Source organism: Rhizobium hidalgonense (genome assembly GCF_005862185.2).
Taxonomy (GTDB): domain Bacteria; phylum Pseudomonadota; class Alphaproteobacteria; order Rhizobiales; family Rhizobiaceae; genus Rhizobium; species Rhizobium hidalgonense.
Genome location: NZ_CP054027.1, coordinates 1,046,956 through 1,062,867, shown reverse-complemented (window position 1 = coordinate 1,062,867; position 15,912 = coordinate 1,046,956). Strand labels below are relative to the sequence as shown.

At 56.8% G+C, this 15,912-nt stretch carries 13 protein-coding genes; 4 read left to right on the top strand and 9 right to left on the bottom strand.

Going from position 1 to position 15,912, the window contains the following annotated elements; all coding sequences use genetic code 11:
• Window positions 1–231: 231 nt before the first annotated feature.
• The gene (locus FFM81_RS04970; protein WP_138384919.1) at window positions 232–1,848 is read right to left on the bottom strand and encodes a right-handed parallel beta-helix repeat-containing protein; all 1,617 of its coding nucleotides are present in this window, start codon (window positions 1,846–1,848) and stop codon (window positions 232–234) included.
• A 689-nt stretch (window positions 1,849–2,537) separates the two neighbouring features.
• On the opposite strand from FFM81_RS04970, the gene rapA2 reads away from it, so the two are divergent.
• Window positions 2,538–3,248, top strand: a complete 711-nt coding sequence (gene rapA2, locus FFM81_RS04965; protein ID WP_003565837.1) for a calcium-binding lectin RapA2 — start codon at window positions 2,538–2,540, stop codon at window positions 3,246–3,248.
• Between the two features lie 117 nt (window positions 3,249–3,365).
• Here rapA2 and FFM81_RS04960 read toward each other — a convergent pair whose 3' ends face one another.
• From FFM81_RS04960 to FFM81_RS04940, 5 genes are all read right to left on the bottom strand, one after another.
• Window positions 3,366–4,070, bottom strand: coding sequence for a hypothetical protein (locus FFM81_RS04960; RefSeq protein WP_003565839.1), 705 nt, complete (start codon window positions 4,068–4,070; stop codon window positions 3,366–3,368).
• Window positions 4,070–6,346: a polysaccharide biosynthesis tyrosine autokinase gene (locus tag FFM81_RS04955; protein ID WP_025416854.1), complete on the bottom strand. Its 2,277-nt coding sequence runs from the start codon at window positions 6,344–6,346 to the stop codon at window positions 4,070–4,072. The genes FFM81_RS04960 and FFM81_RS04955 overlap by 1 nt, the downstream gene beginning before the upstream one ends.
• A 47-nt stretch (window positions 6,347–6,393) precedes the next feature.
• Entirely contained in the window at window positions 6,394–7,038 is a 645-nt protein-coding gene (locus tag FFM81_RS04950; RefSeq protein WP_025416855.1) for a hypothetical protein, read from the bottom strand.
• Between the two features lie 82 nt (window positions 7,039–7,120).
• Window positions 7,121–8,332, bottom strand: coding sequence for an SLBB domain-containing protein (locus tag FFM81_RS04945; RefSeq protein WP_037091494.1), 1,212 nt, complete (start codon window positions 8,330–8,332; stop codon window positions 7,121–7,123).
• A gap of 286 nt (window positions 8,333–8,618) precedes the next feature.
• Window positions 8,619–10,043, bottom strand: a complete 1,425-nt coding sequence (locus FFM81_RS04940) for an O-antigen ligase family protein (RefSeq protein ID WP_138384918.1) — start codon at window positions 10,041–10,043, stop codon at window positions 8,619–8,621.
• Between the two features lie 309 nt (window positions 10,044–10,352).
• Here FFM81_RS04940 and FFM81_RS04935 point away from each other — a divergent pair, with 309 nt between their 5' ends.
• Both FFM81_RS04935 and FFM81_RS04930 read left to right on the top strand, forming a co-directional pair.
• The gene (locus FFM81_RS04935) at window positions 10,353–10,952 is read left to right on the top strand and encodes a transglutaminase-like cysteine peptidase (protein WP_003565849.1); all 600 of its coding nucleotides are present in this window, start codon (window positions 10,353–10,355) and stop codon (window positions 10,950–10,952) included.
• 268 nt (window positions 10,953–11,220) lie between these two features.
• Entirely contained in the window at window positions 11,221–12,549 is a 1,329-nt protein-coding gene (locus tag FFM81_RS04930; protein ID WP_003565853.1) for a UDP-glucose dehydrogenase family protein, read from the top strand.
• 119 nt (window positions 12,550–12,668) lie between these two features.
• Here the strand turns inward: FFM81_RS04930 and FFM81_RS04925 are convergent, their stop codons facing one another.
• Entirely contained in the window at window positions 12,669–13,463 is a 795-nt protein-coding gene (locus FFM81_RS04925; protein ID WP_003565855.1) for a metallophosphoesterase, read from the bottom strand.
• Between the two features lie 551 nt (window positions 13,464–14,014).
• Between FFM81_RS04925 and FFM81_RS04920 the strand changes: the two genes are divergently transcribed.
• Window positions 14,015–14,266: a KTSC domain-containing protein gene (locus tag FFM81_RS04920; protein WP_003565857.1), complete on the top strand. Its 252-nt coding sequence runs from the start codon at window positions 14,015–14,017 to the stop codon at window positions 14,264–14,266.
• A gap of 81 nt (window positions 14,267–14,347) precedes the next feature.
• Here FFM81_RS04920 and FFM81_RS04915 read toward each other — a convergent pair whose 3' ends face one another.
• Together FFM81_RS04915 and FFM81_RS04910 are read right to left on the bottom strand one after the other, a co-directional pair.
• Complete coding sequence (locus FFM81_RS04915; RefSeq protein WP_003565859.1) at window positions 14,348–14,953, bottom strand: alpha/beta hydrolase; 606 nt, start codon at window positions 14,951–14,953, stop codon at window positions 14,348–14,350.
• 12 nt (window positions 14,954–14,965) lie between these two features.
• On the bottom strand, window positions 14,966–15,898 hold the full coding sequence (locus FFM81_RS04910) for a VOC family protein (RefSeq protein WP_003565861.1): 933 nt from the start codon (window positions 15,896–15,898) through the stop codon (window positions 14,966–14,968).
• Between the last annotated feature and the right edge of the window lie 14 nt (window positions 15,899–15,912).

The following is a 15,912-nucleotide window of genomic DNA, read 5'->3' as shown; positions in this document are numbered from 1 at the left end:
AGAACCGCCCAATAACGGATCAAAGCGCGGGCAGCATCGCGCGCATAGACACCCTGTTTACTAGGACGTTAACTATAGATTCAATCTAGTTGCTCTGCTTATGGCGGCGGGAATATTGTCATCCTTTAGCCCGATTTCTACAACCGGCAGCAATTCATCACCGTGCATCGAAATCGAGAAACGTCAGCCGGACGAAGGTGGCCGACCGACGCTATCTCGTCTTGGCGTGTTTCACACCAACAGATGCGAGGCTTGGCTGGAATGGAATGCGTCGACATTGATGTAAACACCCAGCGAATCCGTATCGATGTGCGAAGCGCCGTCAGAAATTTTGTACTGGAAGGATTCGCTGACCTTCCCGCTGAGGCCGGCGAGCTTCGCTGCGTCCACGGTGTAGGTGTAATCGCCATCGCTCTCGATATGGATGACACCGTATTTCCCCGTAACCGTCAGTCCGTGTTTGTCCACGGCACTGTCGCCAAAGCGGCGGAGCAGCACGCTTCCGTTGGCGGCGCTGTCGTTTTCGAGAAGGTTTCCATGATACGCGCCACCGGTATCGGCGGAAATCTTCAGGCTGTCATGGACTGCGACAATCTTCGGCGCGGCGACTGTCGGCGTAGGCGCTGTCGGCGTTTCCGTGACCGGCACTGGGGTGCTGGGCTGCGGCGGTATTTCCGCAGGGTGCTCGACAACCGGTGCCGCAGGCGTCTGCTCCTGGCTCGGTGACGTGTCACCACCCGTGGTGCCGGCGCTGTCGAGCTCGGCCTGCGCTTGCTCGAATGTCTTGTTGTCGCCGACAAAGAACGTGTTTTGGGCGGCGATTGCGGGCGGCATCGTCAGAGTCGATACATCGCTGTCGATAATATTATCGTAGAAGGAGCCCGATGCAGGCCGGTCGACCTTAAGCGCCGAGGAGGACAGATCGTCAAAGACGTTGTCATGAACATCGATATTCTCGCGGATATAGACGGGATTGCCGGCGGCGCTGACCAGAACCCCATACACCCCGCCGTGAATATAATTCCCGCTGATGTCGTAGTTCTTGGCATCGCCCTGATCGCCAAGGCCGATGCCATAGGACCAGCTGTAGCCGCCATATCCCGAGATGTCGTTGTCGTGGATGGATATATTGGTGCCCGCCTGAGCGCTCAACCCGAAGCCGCCGCCGACCAGTGTGTTGCCCTCGACCAGAGCATCATGAGCTCGGACCAGCACCAGAACCCCTTTGGCGCTATTGGTTTGCGTTTGCTCCAGATGATTGTCCTTGACGAGAATGTTGCTGCTGTCGTTGAGCTGAATTGCGTCTGCGGCACTTCCCTGGCTGTTGGTGACGGTGTTGTTGATCAGGGTGACGCCGTTGACCTTTTCCATCCAGATCCCGTCGGAATGGACACCGGTCAGCGTGCTGTTCTGGATGGTGATGTTTTGGCTGCTTTGGAAGCTGACGGATCCGGGCTTTCCGGCAAGCCCCGTATTCGTTACCTCGACATTCCGTACGACCCAGTTCGACACGTTCCCTGCATATATCGCGTTCGCTCCAGTATCAGCGATCTTGATATTCTCGATAACGATATTCGAGGCCTTGGAACCGTGGATGCCGTCGTTGCTGCTGTGAATGACCGGGGCGTCGCCAAGACCGTAGCTGCCAATGGTGATCGGAGCCGTGACGCTTCCGGAGTATTTCAAATCGAATTGTTCATTGAACACGCTACCGGCAGCAAGCAGCACGCTGTCGCCAGGGTTCAGCCTCAGGGATTCGACGGCAGACAACGTCGCAAAAGCCGAGTTCTCCGTGGTTCCGCTATTATGATCGGATCCTGTCGCTGAATTCACGTAGTAGACGGTCATGCTTTGATCTCCCCCAAGGTAATGGAAATCTTCTAAGCGTGGACCCCTCTCCGGCAGCTAAAATGAAACACTAAAATTCTTTCTATCTGTCGATATTCTTCACCGTCTGGCGTATTTTCTTCGTCGGTGACATATTCTTCATGGCGTTAAAGTTGTATCACACGAAAGAAATACATCTCTACTAGAACCTCAATTTAATAGCAGCCGTTTATGTATCCGGCGGATTGCTGTGGTCATGGCGCCACAACGGCGAAGGTTTCTGCCGCGGCGTATCCGGCGATGGAAATGACAGTGATGAAGCTGGGATGATGTGCAGTCGCGAAGTCCGGGCAACGCACCAAAATTACGAGTGAAGAATGGTAGCCCAATGTGATTATTTGACATTCTCACCTTCATGGAGGTGAATATCTGTATTCCTATTGATCATCTCCGAATAAAATCTATTACCTTTCGAAGAAATCAACGTAGTTGTCGGCATCCCCGCGTATTCGCTTATTATTAGTGCGCCAAGCTCCAAGTGCTTCGTCCCCTTAACTCGGTTGCATGTGTGCCATTATTGCACACATCGCACGATTAATGTTCATCCTCAGTTAATCTTAGCCTTGACTCGATGTATTAACACATCCTTAATCCCACACGTCGCTAAGGTTAAAATTGGCCAGCGAAGATCAATTCATGGAGAGACAACAATGGCTATTCACGCAACCGACGATACTGCCACATTTCTGGAAACCGACGTCATTTCGGGAAATCTGCTTACTAACGATTCATCCGACAACGGCCACCTATTCCTGCGGGCTTTCGATCAGCAGAGCGTTGGCGCCAAGCAAGGCAACAGCCAGGTCACCGAAATCCAGGGCGACTACGGCACTTTCTTCGTCAAGCCGGACGGCAGCTACACCTATGTTCTGAGCGACGCTGCCAAGGTCAACTTCACCAACGGTGAGTTGCTTCAGGAGAAGGTCTCCTACAAGATCTCCGACGGTAGCGGCCATACCGACGTTGGCCTGTTCACTCTGAACATTCAGGGTGTCACCCAGGTGAAGCCAATCGCAGTCGACGACCACTACAGCTTCAACGAAGGCAGCGCCATCAGCGGCAACGCTCTGGACAATGACATTGCCGGCGACAATGGTCATCTATTCCTTCGTCAGTTCGCCGGGACGAACGTCAACGGCAACCCGAGCGCAACGACCGACGTCGCCGGCACCTATGGCACGTTCCACGTCAAGGCGGACGGTTCATTCACCTATGATCTGGCGGCAGATATCGCTCCGGGCGATCACGTCACGGAAACAATTCAATATTACAAGATCTCCGACGGCGAAGGTCACACGGATGCCGGCGTGCTGACGCTCAATATAACAGGCACGGATTTTGTTTCGGGCGCCAGCGTCTGATCATTCATCTAATCAATTGACGACGCCCGCCGCTCAAGCGGCGGGCGCTGCTGCCCATCAAGCCGTGGCTGACGGCCGTTCTGATTCCGCAGCTGTTTTCCGTAGAGTTACCGACGATTACTTGCTGCAGCGCTGCCGGAATCGCGCTGTCGCTCCGTCCCCAAGCTCTGTCCAGGTTCGATCGAAGATCGGGCGCAGTTGGGGGCTGATTTCTTTGATGGTGGCGTTGACCCTGCAACGGTCGCCAAGTTTCAGCATCGTCAGGAGATCGCTATCGAGCGCAGTCTTTGCTGCTGCAAGCGTTGCATTGGTAAGATCGTTCCAGAAGTAAAATCGGGTCAGAATTATCGCCTCGTCGTGGGGCGCAAGAGCGACGGACCGCGTCATCATTTCCGCAACTGAAAGCGGCTCTTCAGCAATTACAGATTGGACGGCGGCGAGACGAAGCCAAAAGTTGCTGTTCGTCGGCATGCAGGATAACGCATGTTGCAGATAGTGTCGGGCGCTCGATGCCGCGGCAGCCCAGGCGTCATATTCGACGTTCACGTTCTGGCGATCGAGTTGCGCCAGAACAAGTGTCACACCGGCGGCGACAATATCGGAGCGACAATAATGTCCATCGACAATGTCGATAGTCCGCGCTGCGTATTTGGCTGCAATATCATCGCTGACGGTCTCGCCGCGCTCGATCCGTTCAGCGACGATCGAAATACTGGCGGTTCTAATCGAAGCGTACAGCTCTCTGCCGGCCAGCGCCGCAAAGGCGGCGGTGGCGACAAGGAAAGCAATCCGTGTGACCGAAACGAACGGACCGCGAAGCATCAGCTTTCAGTGTAGTATCGCGAGTAACGCTTATAATAATACTCACTGGAGCCGAATGTCCGGTAAAGCTTCATCTGCGACGGATCGACCTTGGTCAATATGGCGCCGACGCATTTCGCATAGAGCTCCGGCTCGGACAGCAGCGTCGACTGCACGACCTTGCGCGATGTCTTTCCCCACTCGATAACGAAAACCACCGCATCGAGCTTCGAGTTGATGGCGCGCGCATCGACGACCGGCGCCAGGGGCGGCAGGTCGACGATAATGTAATCGAAGCTTTGACGCGCTATTTCAAGAAGTTGGTCCATGCCGCGTGATGCAAGCAGCTCCGACGAATGCGGGACACGATACCTTGCAACCGTCGGCAGAAATGCAAGCTTTGTTTTGGGATCGAGAAGGATTAGATCCTTGAGTGGACGGCCATCGACGATCGCCTCGAGCAAGCCGGCCTCGGCATGGCGGCCGATCGCCCGGGTGGCACCGGGATTGCGCATGTCGCCGTCGATTAGCAGACAGCGGGCCCCCTGCATTGCCAGGAGCTTGGCAAAATTGATTGACGTCGTCGACTTCCCCTCGCCGGGCAAGCTTGATACCACGCCGATGACCTTGCAGCGCTGATCGGCCGCGCTGAGGTCGATCGCAATCTTGGCGCTTCGAAGCGTCTCGGCAAAGGCCGAGAGCGGGTGCTCCTCGACATAGGTCGTAGTCTTGCTACCCCTGGCGATGCTTCGAGGATTGCTGGGATCGACGAGCGTCGGATCATCGACGTTATCGTCAACCAGCGGCATGACGCCAAGCGATTCGACATCCAGCACTTCCTTGACGTCATCACCGGTCCGGAAGAACCGATCCCGGAATTCCCGGAACGCACCTATGCCGCTTCCGACCGCACATCCGAGGAACATCGCAAAAGCGACGACAAGGGCTCTCTTCGGAGCACTCGGCTTCGTCGGCGTCTCCGCCATCGTGATGATGCGCGCAGCGGTAATCGGGAAGCTCTGCTGCTGAATGGCTTCCTGGTAACGCGTCAGGAAACTCTGATAAAGATTCTTGTAGGTATCGCGCGTGCGCTCGAGTTCTCGAACCTGCACCTGCGTTTCACCGGCTGTCGCGGCAATGCCAGTCGCCTTTGTGACGCTGTCACGCAAAGAATTTTCCCGTGACTGCGCGACCTGCAGCTCGCTCTGATAGCTCTCGGCGATGCGGTTCAACTCATCGAACATGAGTCTCTTATATTCTTCCATCTCCGCACGCAGCCGAACCGCCTGGACGTGATCGGGACCGAGCCGCGCCTCGATTTCCGTCTCAAGCTTGGAAGCCTCGAGATATTTCTTGCGCAGGTCGTTGGAAATGGAGCTGTCGAGCACATCGGTGACGATCGCATCGGTCTGCTTGGCGTCGATGATCGATTTGACGCGCGCATATTTTGCCTCGGCCTTCGCAGTCTCGGCCTGGGCATTGATCAATTGCGTGTTGATCTCGGTAAGCTGCTGCTCGCTGATCAGCGTACCGGATCCGGCCTCTACAAGCCCATGCTCGCTGCGGAATTTCTGAACCGCAAGGTCGGTGTCCAGCGCCTGCTGCCTGAGTTCTTCGATACGCTCCTGCAGCCATTCGCCGGCCCGGCGTGTCGCCTCATATTTCGAATTGAGTTTGTCGACCAGATAGACATCGGCAATGGCTGCGGCGATCTGACGCGCCATGTCGGGTGACTGCGAGGTATAGCTGACATCGAGAACGTAGGATTTTCCGACACGTTCGACATCGATATTGCCGGCCACAGTTTCCGCAGCCCACCGCCGCCTCATTTCCATATCGGGGGCGACCGCCGCGTCGTCGGCAAACCATGATTTGAAATTGAATAAAGACTTCAGCGTTGCGACTGAAAACAACGAATTCCGCTGTGCGTTGAACACCGGATCGTCGACCAGTTTCAATTTGTCGACGACAGCATAGGCGATCGTGTCGGACTTCAACAGCTCGACCTGGCTGAGCACAGTTCCTTCGTCATCGTCCATCTGGCCGAAAGCCGCCAGCTGGTTGATGACCTGATTGTCGCTGCGGTCGATCAGCACGCTTGTGTCGGCGGTGTAGACAGGCACCGACGTCAGGACATACACAACGCCGAGAATGGCGAAGGCAAACGCGCACGCCGCAACCATCCGCCACTGTCGGCGGGCAATCGCGATGAGCTTGTCGAAATCGATGAAGTCAGCTTCGTTTCCCGTATCGCGGGAGGGGTCGATACGCGGCGTAAGTTTATCTGGCGATAGCAATTTCGATCTCCAACAAATCAAGCGCTAAGATCTAAGGGCAATTCCAGCTATTGTATGACCGCGACACTCGGACTCGTCGACTGCGTCGTGTCGGAGGACAATTGGCCTCGAGAAACCCTCAGCTTACCGGCAGTCGTGGCGGCGCCTTCAAACGGCGTTCCGTCGTCCGAACCCGGCCCTGTCCGGCCAATCGACCCATTATTGCCGATACCGGATGCGGCCGCTGCGGTACTTCCACCCGGGCCGAGCGCCGCGGTTCCCCCTTCAGCGAGGACCTTCGCAAAGGCGGCCAGCAGCGGCGCAAGGTTCGGATCGGTGCTCGCCTCGGCGACAGCCTTTTCGATGGCCAGCTTAGATAGCGGATCTGTTACCTGGCAGCTATTTGCGGCGCGCCCAAGGCCGGCACCGATAGCGGCCATCTGTGCGGCATCGGCTTTCTTGGCCTGCTCGATTACCGGCGCAAGCGCCTCACTGCTGCTCCCGACCAACGCGCGAACGCGCGATGACAAAACCAGCGGGTCGGACACGTCGAGCAGAGAGGCGGGATTGGTCGTAAATCCACTGATGTCGATGGAAGTCAAACTTGAAAGCCTCACGCAAACTGCCGCGAAAGCGCTCGAACTCATGCCGGCAAACGCTGCCACCGCGATTCCGCTATATGCAAGCCTACGATACACACTCGACCTTGCCATAACTGCGCTTTCTTTCATAAAATCCCCGGCGTAGACGGCCGGCTCCGATTGTTTGCAACCGGCACCAGCCCGCCTATCTCAATCAATTGCCGAGATCCTGGACCGCGTTGCGGGTATCCCTCGCGTCGTCCGTTACTCCGGAAACAGTGGACGATACCGAGTTTACGATGTCAAGGAACTTGACCAATTCAACCGAGTCCGAATTGGAAATATAGATAATGTCCTTGTCTTCCATCTTGAATTGCTGAACGGCAAACAAGGTTGCCGGGTCCCGCAGATTCGCGCGGACGATCACCGGAACCGTCTCACCCGCAAATCTCGTCGTGTCGACCTGCATCGCTGCAACCGTTTTCTTCGGGACCAGGCGATAGAGCAGGACCTGGGCCGGATCGGCACGGTCGTCGCGCAAACCGCCCGCCTTGGCGATCGCCTCTCCAAGGGTCAGGTTAGACTCTTCGAAATCGAAGCGGCCGCTGACGCCTGCGGCGCCGAGCGTAAGATAGGTGCGGCGCTCATGATCGATCGAGATCGTATCGTCAGGCGCAACATAGATATTTTCCGCCGGGTTCTTCAACAACGTATTATAGGCGACGGTCGCCGTCTTGCCGCGACGCTGCAGCGTTACATTCGTTTCGATATTGTTGGTCGTCAAACCGCCCGCAGCGGAAATGACATCGAGAACACGCTCACCGGCCGGGCTGATCTCGACACGCTGGGGATTGTTGACGTCGCCGAGCACGGCAACTTGGCTGGAGCGGCTTGTCGTGGTGGTGATGACCACCTGCGGCTCGATCGCGCGGCTCGCCAGGCGATCTTCGACATCCTGCTCCACAGTCTCCTTGAGGCGACCGGCAGCCGGAACACGACCCGCATAAGGAATTGTGATCGTTCCGTTTCTATCAATGGTCTGGCTTGGCAAGGAGATATAATTGCCAGGTCGGCTGCCAGCATCGGACGGAATGAACAGACCGCCGGACTGAGCTTCAAAGATGGCGACTTCGACGACGTCACCGAAACCGAGCGGAATTTCAGGCGGCCCACCGCGACCACCGCCGAACCCCTTGAAAGACGTCGGCTGCGGAGAGGTAAAATAGGGCAGAACATTTTTGCTGAGATCGATCAGGGCGTAGTCGATGCCGACGCGACGCTCCTTCGTTGTCACTTTCACCGCCGCATCTCGATCAACATCTTTATGATCGGGTCCGGATCTTGGCAACGACGTGCAGCTTGCTAATATAGTGGTTAGCGCTACAACAATGGCGACGCGTGTACTAACGATACGAGAACAACCCATAGAATAACCTGTGTTGACGCCCCTGAAGCTACTGCCCCGCAATCTGGCAAAATACAAGACAATCCCCGATCAATAACACTGAAGGCCGATTAACATTCCCCTAACTGTGGCAGGCTGGCAACGCCAAGCCCTTGAGGAAGCGAAAAACGACCCAGTCCAACTTTTCTGGTGTCGTAACAACCCGAAGGCTAGACCCGCTATAAAATTTCTTGCGTTTCAGAGTCAACAGTTCGCACCTGCACAATCGCTATTTTTCAAAAACCTTCATAAACCATCCATTTAAATTTCAGTTGGTAAGCGGCCGCTCATATGCCACATCCGCCCCTCCATTGCTGCGCCCAAGGCTTATGGCGACAACCGCACTGAGGATGGCGGAATAAAACACTGCAAAACCAGGTATTTGCAGGGAGAAATCGACTACGGCGTGAAGGGCGACCAGAACCGTTGCGGAGATGCCAAGAAGAACGCAATGCCTGAGACGCCGCCTTTGGGCGAGCCCCTGCCAGAACACCCTGGCAAGCACTGAGAAGACAATGATCGCCGCAACCGTGAACAATATCCCGAGGCCCAGAAATCCTTCGAGATAGAAATTATGCGCTCGGTCGAAGATCCCGAAAATTCCGCAGGCTGGATCGCGGTAGGCGGAAAATACCGTCCGGAAGGTTCCGAGGCCGGTCCCGGTTAACCAATGATCCGAAATGGCACGCCATATGCCCGGCAGGATGCAGAACCGATCATCATCCTCGAGCCGCCGCTCTTGCGCGCGCAAAATCGCCCGACCTGCAAATACCGTCAGCAGCCCGACGACGAAACCGATCGCCGCGAGGAACTTCAGCATCGAACGCCATCCCGGCGCCGATTTCAGATAGCGCCGCGAGCCGTTCCAATTCATGACCAGCCAGGGAAAATAAATGAGAGCGGCAACAAAGGTCGCGAATATGCCGGCGCGCGAGCGGCTCAGCATCAGTGCGGTGAAGCATGCGCACAAGAGCAGCATGTAGATCCACGATTTCACGAGAAGCGTGTTTCGGCCGGGCTCGCCAGGTGGATGGTTCGAATAGGAACGGGCGATGTCTCTGACCAAAGTCAGCATCAGCAGTGTTCCAAGCCCGAGGAAGGTCGCCGCGGTATTGCGGTTGACGAACACCGCCGTCAGGCTGTCGAGGTAGGCGTGTTTCTCCACGACGACCAGCATGTTGGGAAACAGTAAAAACTGCAGCAGGCCGAAAACAGCAATGACGCCCGCAGCAAGCCCGAGGCCGGCCAGCACTTTCCTAGCGCGCCGATCAGTATCGCATAAGAGAAGCCCGGTTAGGAACGTGACGAAGGGCAGCGCCACCCAGAGGATCGACGCAAGCGTGTCGGCGGGCTCGACGGAGATCGCCGCGTAATCGGCGCCCGCCAGGTCACGGGCGGCGTTCCAAGCGGGATTAGCCAGCCAGTGCGACGGCAGTTCGATCGTCTGAATCAACGTCCACCCCGTGAGAACGATCAGCAGAAACAACGCGATGTCGAATACCCATCTACTCTGCCTCGGCTCACCGAACAGAAGTCCCGAGATAAATGCCAGAGCAAACATTCCGATCGCCGCGAAGGCGAAAGGAAAGGGCGTGACGCTCCCGAACGGAATGAGTGTCAGTATAACCAGTCCGATAAAGGCGAAGAGAACAACCTCTTGCAAGATCGACCGGTTGATGAGGTTGGATGACATTTGAATTCGTTTACCAGAGTAGGCGGGAGCCCAAGCCATTGCAACCGAAGCGGTTAATTTACTCGTACTAACATAGGTTGAACATCAAACACTTGCGTGCTAAAGTGTAACAGAATTCCACATCGTTTAAAATTGTCGCAAAAGGCTTAAGCCAATCGAGACAAGACCCGGCTATGCTCCTTCCAAGCAGCAGAAACGGGACAGAAGTTCTGCGTCCAATACTTGGAAGATCATCAGACGGCCATGCCATTGACCGAGAAAAAAGGCAAGCCTGATCTTAATCGGTGGCCCTGAACCGGGATTTAAGAGATGAAGAAAACATTCGTTACACTTCTGGCTCTGGCCTTTACAGCAGGAAACGCCTGCTCGGCATTTGCCGCCGGTCCCGCAGGTTTCGCACGCGGCCTGAATGGCGGTTCGGCGGTCAGCTATATCTCTGAAAAAGGCAAGATCATTCCGCCCTTCGCCCAGGTATTGTTCTGCGCCCAAAACCCGTCCGAATGTCGCGACAATAACGGTCTCGCGGTCGTCACGCTCACCGATGAGCAGATGCTGCAACTGAAGAACGTGAACAGCACGGTCAATCGGACGATGATCGGTCGCAACGATCCCCGCAACGAGTTGAACGGCGACGTCTGGAAGGTCAATGTCCGCAGCGGCGACTGCGAAGATTTCGCACTCACCAAGCGCAGCCGGCTGATTGCCATGGGCTGGTCGTCGCGCGCTTTGCGGATTGCGACGGCATACACGCCCTCCGGTGAAGGGCATGCCGTCCTGGTGGTCAGAACGGACAAGGGCGACCTCGTGCTCGACAACAGGCAAAGCAGCATCAAGAACTGGCGGGACACCGATCTGCGCTGGGACAAGATTCAATCGGGAACAGACCCTTATGTCTGGTACCGGCTGTAGAAATTTCGGCTGCGGGAGAACCAAACCTGACCGTCCGGAATTGAAGTCGAGCCGTCTCTGACGAACGGCTCGACTTGTCACATTACCCACACAAACCTATGATTTTAGCTGTCGAGAGGCGGCCGGCGACGAATTGCCGTGCACCCAGTTCGATTTTCGATGTGGGTATCAAAGCGATCTTCGATATTGTCTTTTCGCCCAGATTAAGTATGACGGACGCCATGCTGCGACGCAGCATGATGTCCTACTCTAATGATTTGAGGGAACTATGCGCATCACGATGATTGGATCAGGCTATGTCGGCCTCGTTTCAGGCGTTTGCTTTGCGGATTTCGGCCACGACGTCATCTGCGTAGACAAGGATCTGAGTAAGATCGAAGCCCTTCGCGAAGGCCGCATTCCGATCTACGAGCCGGGTCTGGAACAATTGGTGGCCGAAAATACCAGCACCGGTCGGCTGTCGTTTTCGACGGATGTCGGCGAAAGCGTCCGTGGCGCCGACGTCGTGTTCATCGCGGTCGGCACGCCATCCCGGCGCGGCGACGGCCACGCGGATCTTTCCTATGTCTATGCGGCTGCACGCGAGATTGCCACCTATGTGGAAGGTTTCACCGTGATCGTCACAAAGTCGACCGTACCGGTCGGCACCGGTGACGAAGTCGAGCGCATCATGCGCGAAACCAATCCTGCGGCGGATGTCGCCGTTGTTTCCAATCCGGAATTCCTGCGCGAAGGCGCGGCAATCGAAGATTTCAAGCGTCCCGACCGTATCGTCGTCGGGCTGAATGACGACCGGGCACGCGAAACTATGACCGAGGTCTATCGTCCGCTTTACCTCAACCAGTCTCCCTTGGTCTTCACCACCCGCCGCACATCGGAACTGATCAAATATGCGGCTAATGCGTTCCTGGCGATGAAGATCACCTTCATCAATGAGATTGCCGATCTCTGCGAGCGGGTCGACGCAAACGTCCAGGACGTGTCGCGCGGTATCGGTCTCGATGGCCGTATCGGCGCCAAGTTCCTGCATGCCGGTCCGGGTTACGGCGGCTCTTGCTTCCCCAAAGATACGCTTGCTCTTGCCAAGACGGCTCAGGATTACGACGCGCCGGTCCGTCTGATCGAGACGACGATCTCGATCAACGATAACCGCAAGCGGGCGATGGGACGCAAGGTCATCTCGGCCGTCGGCGGGGACATTCGCGGTAAGAAGATTGCGATTCTCGGCCTGACCTTCAAGCCGAACACCGACGACATGCGCGACAGCCCGGCGATTGCCGTTATCCAGACCCTGCAGGACGCCGGCGCCCAAGTGGTCGGCTATGATCCCGAGGGCATGGAGAACGCCCGCAAGGTGATCGAGAACATCGAATATGCGAGCGGCCCCTATGAAGCGGCCGCGGGTGCGGATGCGCTTGTCATCGTCACCGAATGGAACCAGTTCCGCGCGCTCGATTTCAATCGCCTGAAGCAGTCGATGCGCGCTCCGGTCCTGGTCGACCTGCGCAATATCTACCGCAGCGACGAGGTCCGCAAACACGGCTTCGCCTATACCGGCATCGGCACCAATCTCTATCAGGATTCGACAAACGCCTGATAGGTTCTGGTGAACCGATAATCATCCTGACGCCGCGGAGCAAAAAACCGCGGCGTTTTGGTTTTTGGCGCACCGCGCCGAAAAGCCTGAACGGTTCGGTCGGCATCACGCCTTCAGATCTAATTAAGGAGCCCGACCCGCGTTCCTTTTATCGTCAGCACGGTCAGCCGGCCCGTCGCCGAGACTGCGGTGTCGATGCCGATCCGTTGCGGACCGAATGTCGGGGTTCGCGCCGGAGTATGCCCGTGGATCACCAGGACGGGAAGCTGCGGCCCGTCATCCAGGAAGGGTTGGCGGATCCACATCAGGTCGCTGTCCTTCTGCTTCTTGAGGTCGATGCCCGGTTTGATGCCGGCATGGACAAAGACCACCCTGCCCATCCGCAGCATGATCGGCAGCGATTCCAGGAATTGGATATGCCGCTCGGGGATCATGTTGCGAATGACGCGGGTAATCATTTCGCTTCCAGCCGCCGACTGCAGCAGGTGTTCGATATCGATACCGTATGAGTGCAGTGTCTCCGTCCCGGCAAAGCCGAGCCATTCAAGAATGCGCGCCGGTTTGCGATAGAGCTTCACCAGCTCCGCGTCGTGATTGCCGCACAGAGCGAAACGCTGAAATCCCGCCGGCGGGTTCTTGCTCAGGAACTCCAGCACCGCGCTCGAATCAGGCCCGCGATCGACATAATCGCCGAGCATGACGATAAGTTTCGGCCCCGGAATGCGCGCGGCATCCTCCTCAATGCGGCGATGCGCCTCGACGAGCTCTTTATAACATCCGTGAACATCGCTCATCGCATAGACGGCAGCGAATTCGCCTTCGGCAAACGTCAGCCGAGCGCGTCCTTTGCGGCTGCCGGCCAGTATCGGTATCTGTTGTCGCCACGGCGCGAGATAGTTAAACATGTAACCCATTTATGAGGTCCGACAGCCCGCGAGGTTGTCGGAAAAGCTCGATTTCCTGCCCATCCTTGCAAAAGTATCAGGCTCACTGTTCAAAAAGAAATTGGCGTGATCACGGCCTCATCCAAACTGTAACCGGAACCCGGCGTGAAAAAGCCTATACCGCGGGCACTTCAGCCTCGCGTCGAATCATGCAGATCGGCTTTCCGAGGCACATCGTCTCGCCCTTTACGCAACGCACCCGCGACAGCGAAATTACGATTGCGAGAAACGGTAATCTCTATTCCGCCATTGGAAGGGAATCACGGTTAATATTGCGCTGTATTTTGGTAGATGAGCGTTAATTCAGGGTTAAGCCGTATTATTCGTTCCAGCAACGGCTGTGTCAGTCGCCAGTTCTCCGGACCACAGAATTTTCGGCAACGGGATTTCCACAGGGGACACCTCCGAAAAAGCTGCAAAAATCAACTATAGAGAGAGCCAGTAGAAAAAAATGAACGTTTAAGCTTATCATGCTTGACGCTACTGCAGCGGCGCATGATGATGGCGTATTGCGAGCGTGAATGACTTTCTTTACCGGAAATCTCAGATCCAAAACTGCGGGGTGCAAAGTGGAAACTGCGGTTGATTCGAAACTTATCGAGGCGATCACCTACGACGAAGACAGCCGGCATCTACGGGTCTATCTGACAAACGGTCAGAGGCGGGAATATGAAGGCGTTCCAAAGGGCGTTGTCGTCGGCTTGACGATGGCGGAATCCCCGGGAAATTTTTATATGACGGCAATCAGGGGCAAATATCCTCCCCGTCCCTGATGATCTATCATTCCAGCTAGGATGCGGGACCGGCATTCACCGGCCCCGCAAATCAGCGCCACCGACCGGCGGCGCAATCCATCAATAGCCACTGAAGAAATCGCGAACTGCATCGATCTCGAGCGGCGCAATTTCATGGCCGCCGGGATGCCAGACCGTTCTGACGTCCGCGCCGCGATCCTTCAAATGCACCGACAGCGCCTCGGTCACCGGGACGGGAGCGATCGGATCCCGTTTCCCGGCCGTCACCAGCACCTTTCTCCCCGCAAGAGTTCCATGGGTTTCGGGCTGAAACGGAATGAGCGGGTGCATCAGAACGGCGGCATCGAAGATGCCCTTTTCGATCAGCACATTTGCAAGAATGTTTGCGCCATTCGAAAAACCCAGACCGAGAATTTGGGAAGCCTGGTGTTCGTCAGCCAATGCCTTGACATAGGCGGCCATCTTCTCCGTCGCCCGTGAGAGGTCGGCCATGTCGTAGACCCCTTCCGCGGTGCGCCGGAAGAACCGCGCCGCCCCATGTTCTGACACGTCGCCGCGCGGCGAGAGAACCGTCGCTTCGGGCAGCAGGCGCCGACCGAATTCGAAAAACTGGTTCTCGTCGCCACCGGTGCCGTGCAGCACCAGCAGGATGGGTTTATCAGGCGCACCGGCATGCAGCCGGTGCACATATCCAGCTTCGGTCATATCGCCCACTCCTTACGCTTCGAGCGGCTGCAGGTGCTGCTCGAGCAGCGCGCGAAGATGGGCGTGCTGCTGCGGCAGCTTCAGGGCTTCGCCGAGATGGGCCGTATCCTCGTCGTGGTCAAAGCCTGGCTCATTGGTCGCGACCTCGAACAGCACACCACCCGGCGTGCGGAAATAGATCGCCCAGAAATAATCGCGGTCGATCACCGGCGTGACCTGATAGCCGGTGTCCATCAGCGCCTTGCGGACTTCGAGCTGCTTCTCGCGGTTTTCGACAGCGAAGGCAACATGATGGACGGAGCCGGCGCCGGGAAGCGCGCGGGCAATGTTGGGCATCGTCTCAAGATCGATGAGATGTGCGCCGTTGCCTTCGGGCTTGATCAGCCGCTTGACGCCGTCCCTTTGCTCTCCGAGCTCATAGCCCATGAATTTCAGGAGCTCGGCGGTGGCGCCCTCGTCCCGCAGCCGCATGGCGACGGAGTGGAAGCCACGAATGGCGTGATCTTCGCTGATGCCGCCATGCGTCCAGGGCTGGCGGGCATCGTCCTTGACCTCGACGAGCGCAAAGCCGTCGCCATCGGGACCGGAGAAGTTCAGCCGCTTCTCGCCGAAGCTTTCTTCGGCCTTCAGGCCGCTGACATTGAGCGCAGCAAAGCGATCGTTCCAGAAACCGAGCGAGCCTTGCGGAACGGAAAACACCGTCGTGCCGACCTCCCCGGTGCCGGGACGGCCCTGCGCCATCTTCGGGAACGGGAAATAGGTCATGACAGAACCGGGCGCTCCGGTCTCGTCACCATAATAGAGGTGATAGACATCGGGCGCGTCGAAATTCACTGTCTTCTTGACGCGGCGCAGGCCAAGCGCGTGGGTGAAGAACTGGTTGTTGGTTCGGGCGTCCTCCGCCATCGACGTGACGTGGTGCAGACCCTTGATCTGATCGAGCATGTGATACCCCTTTC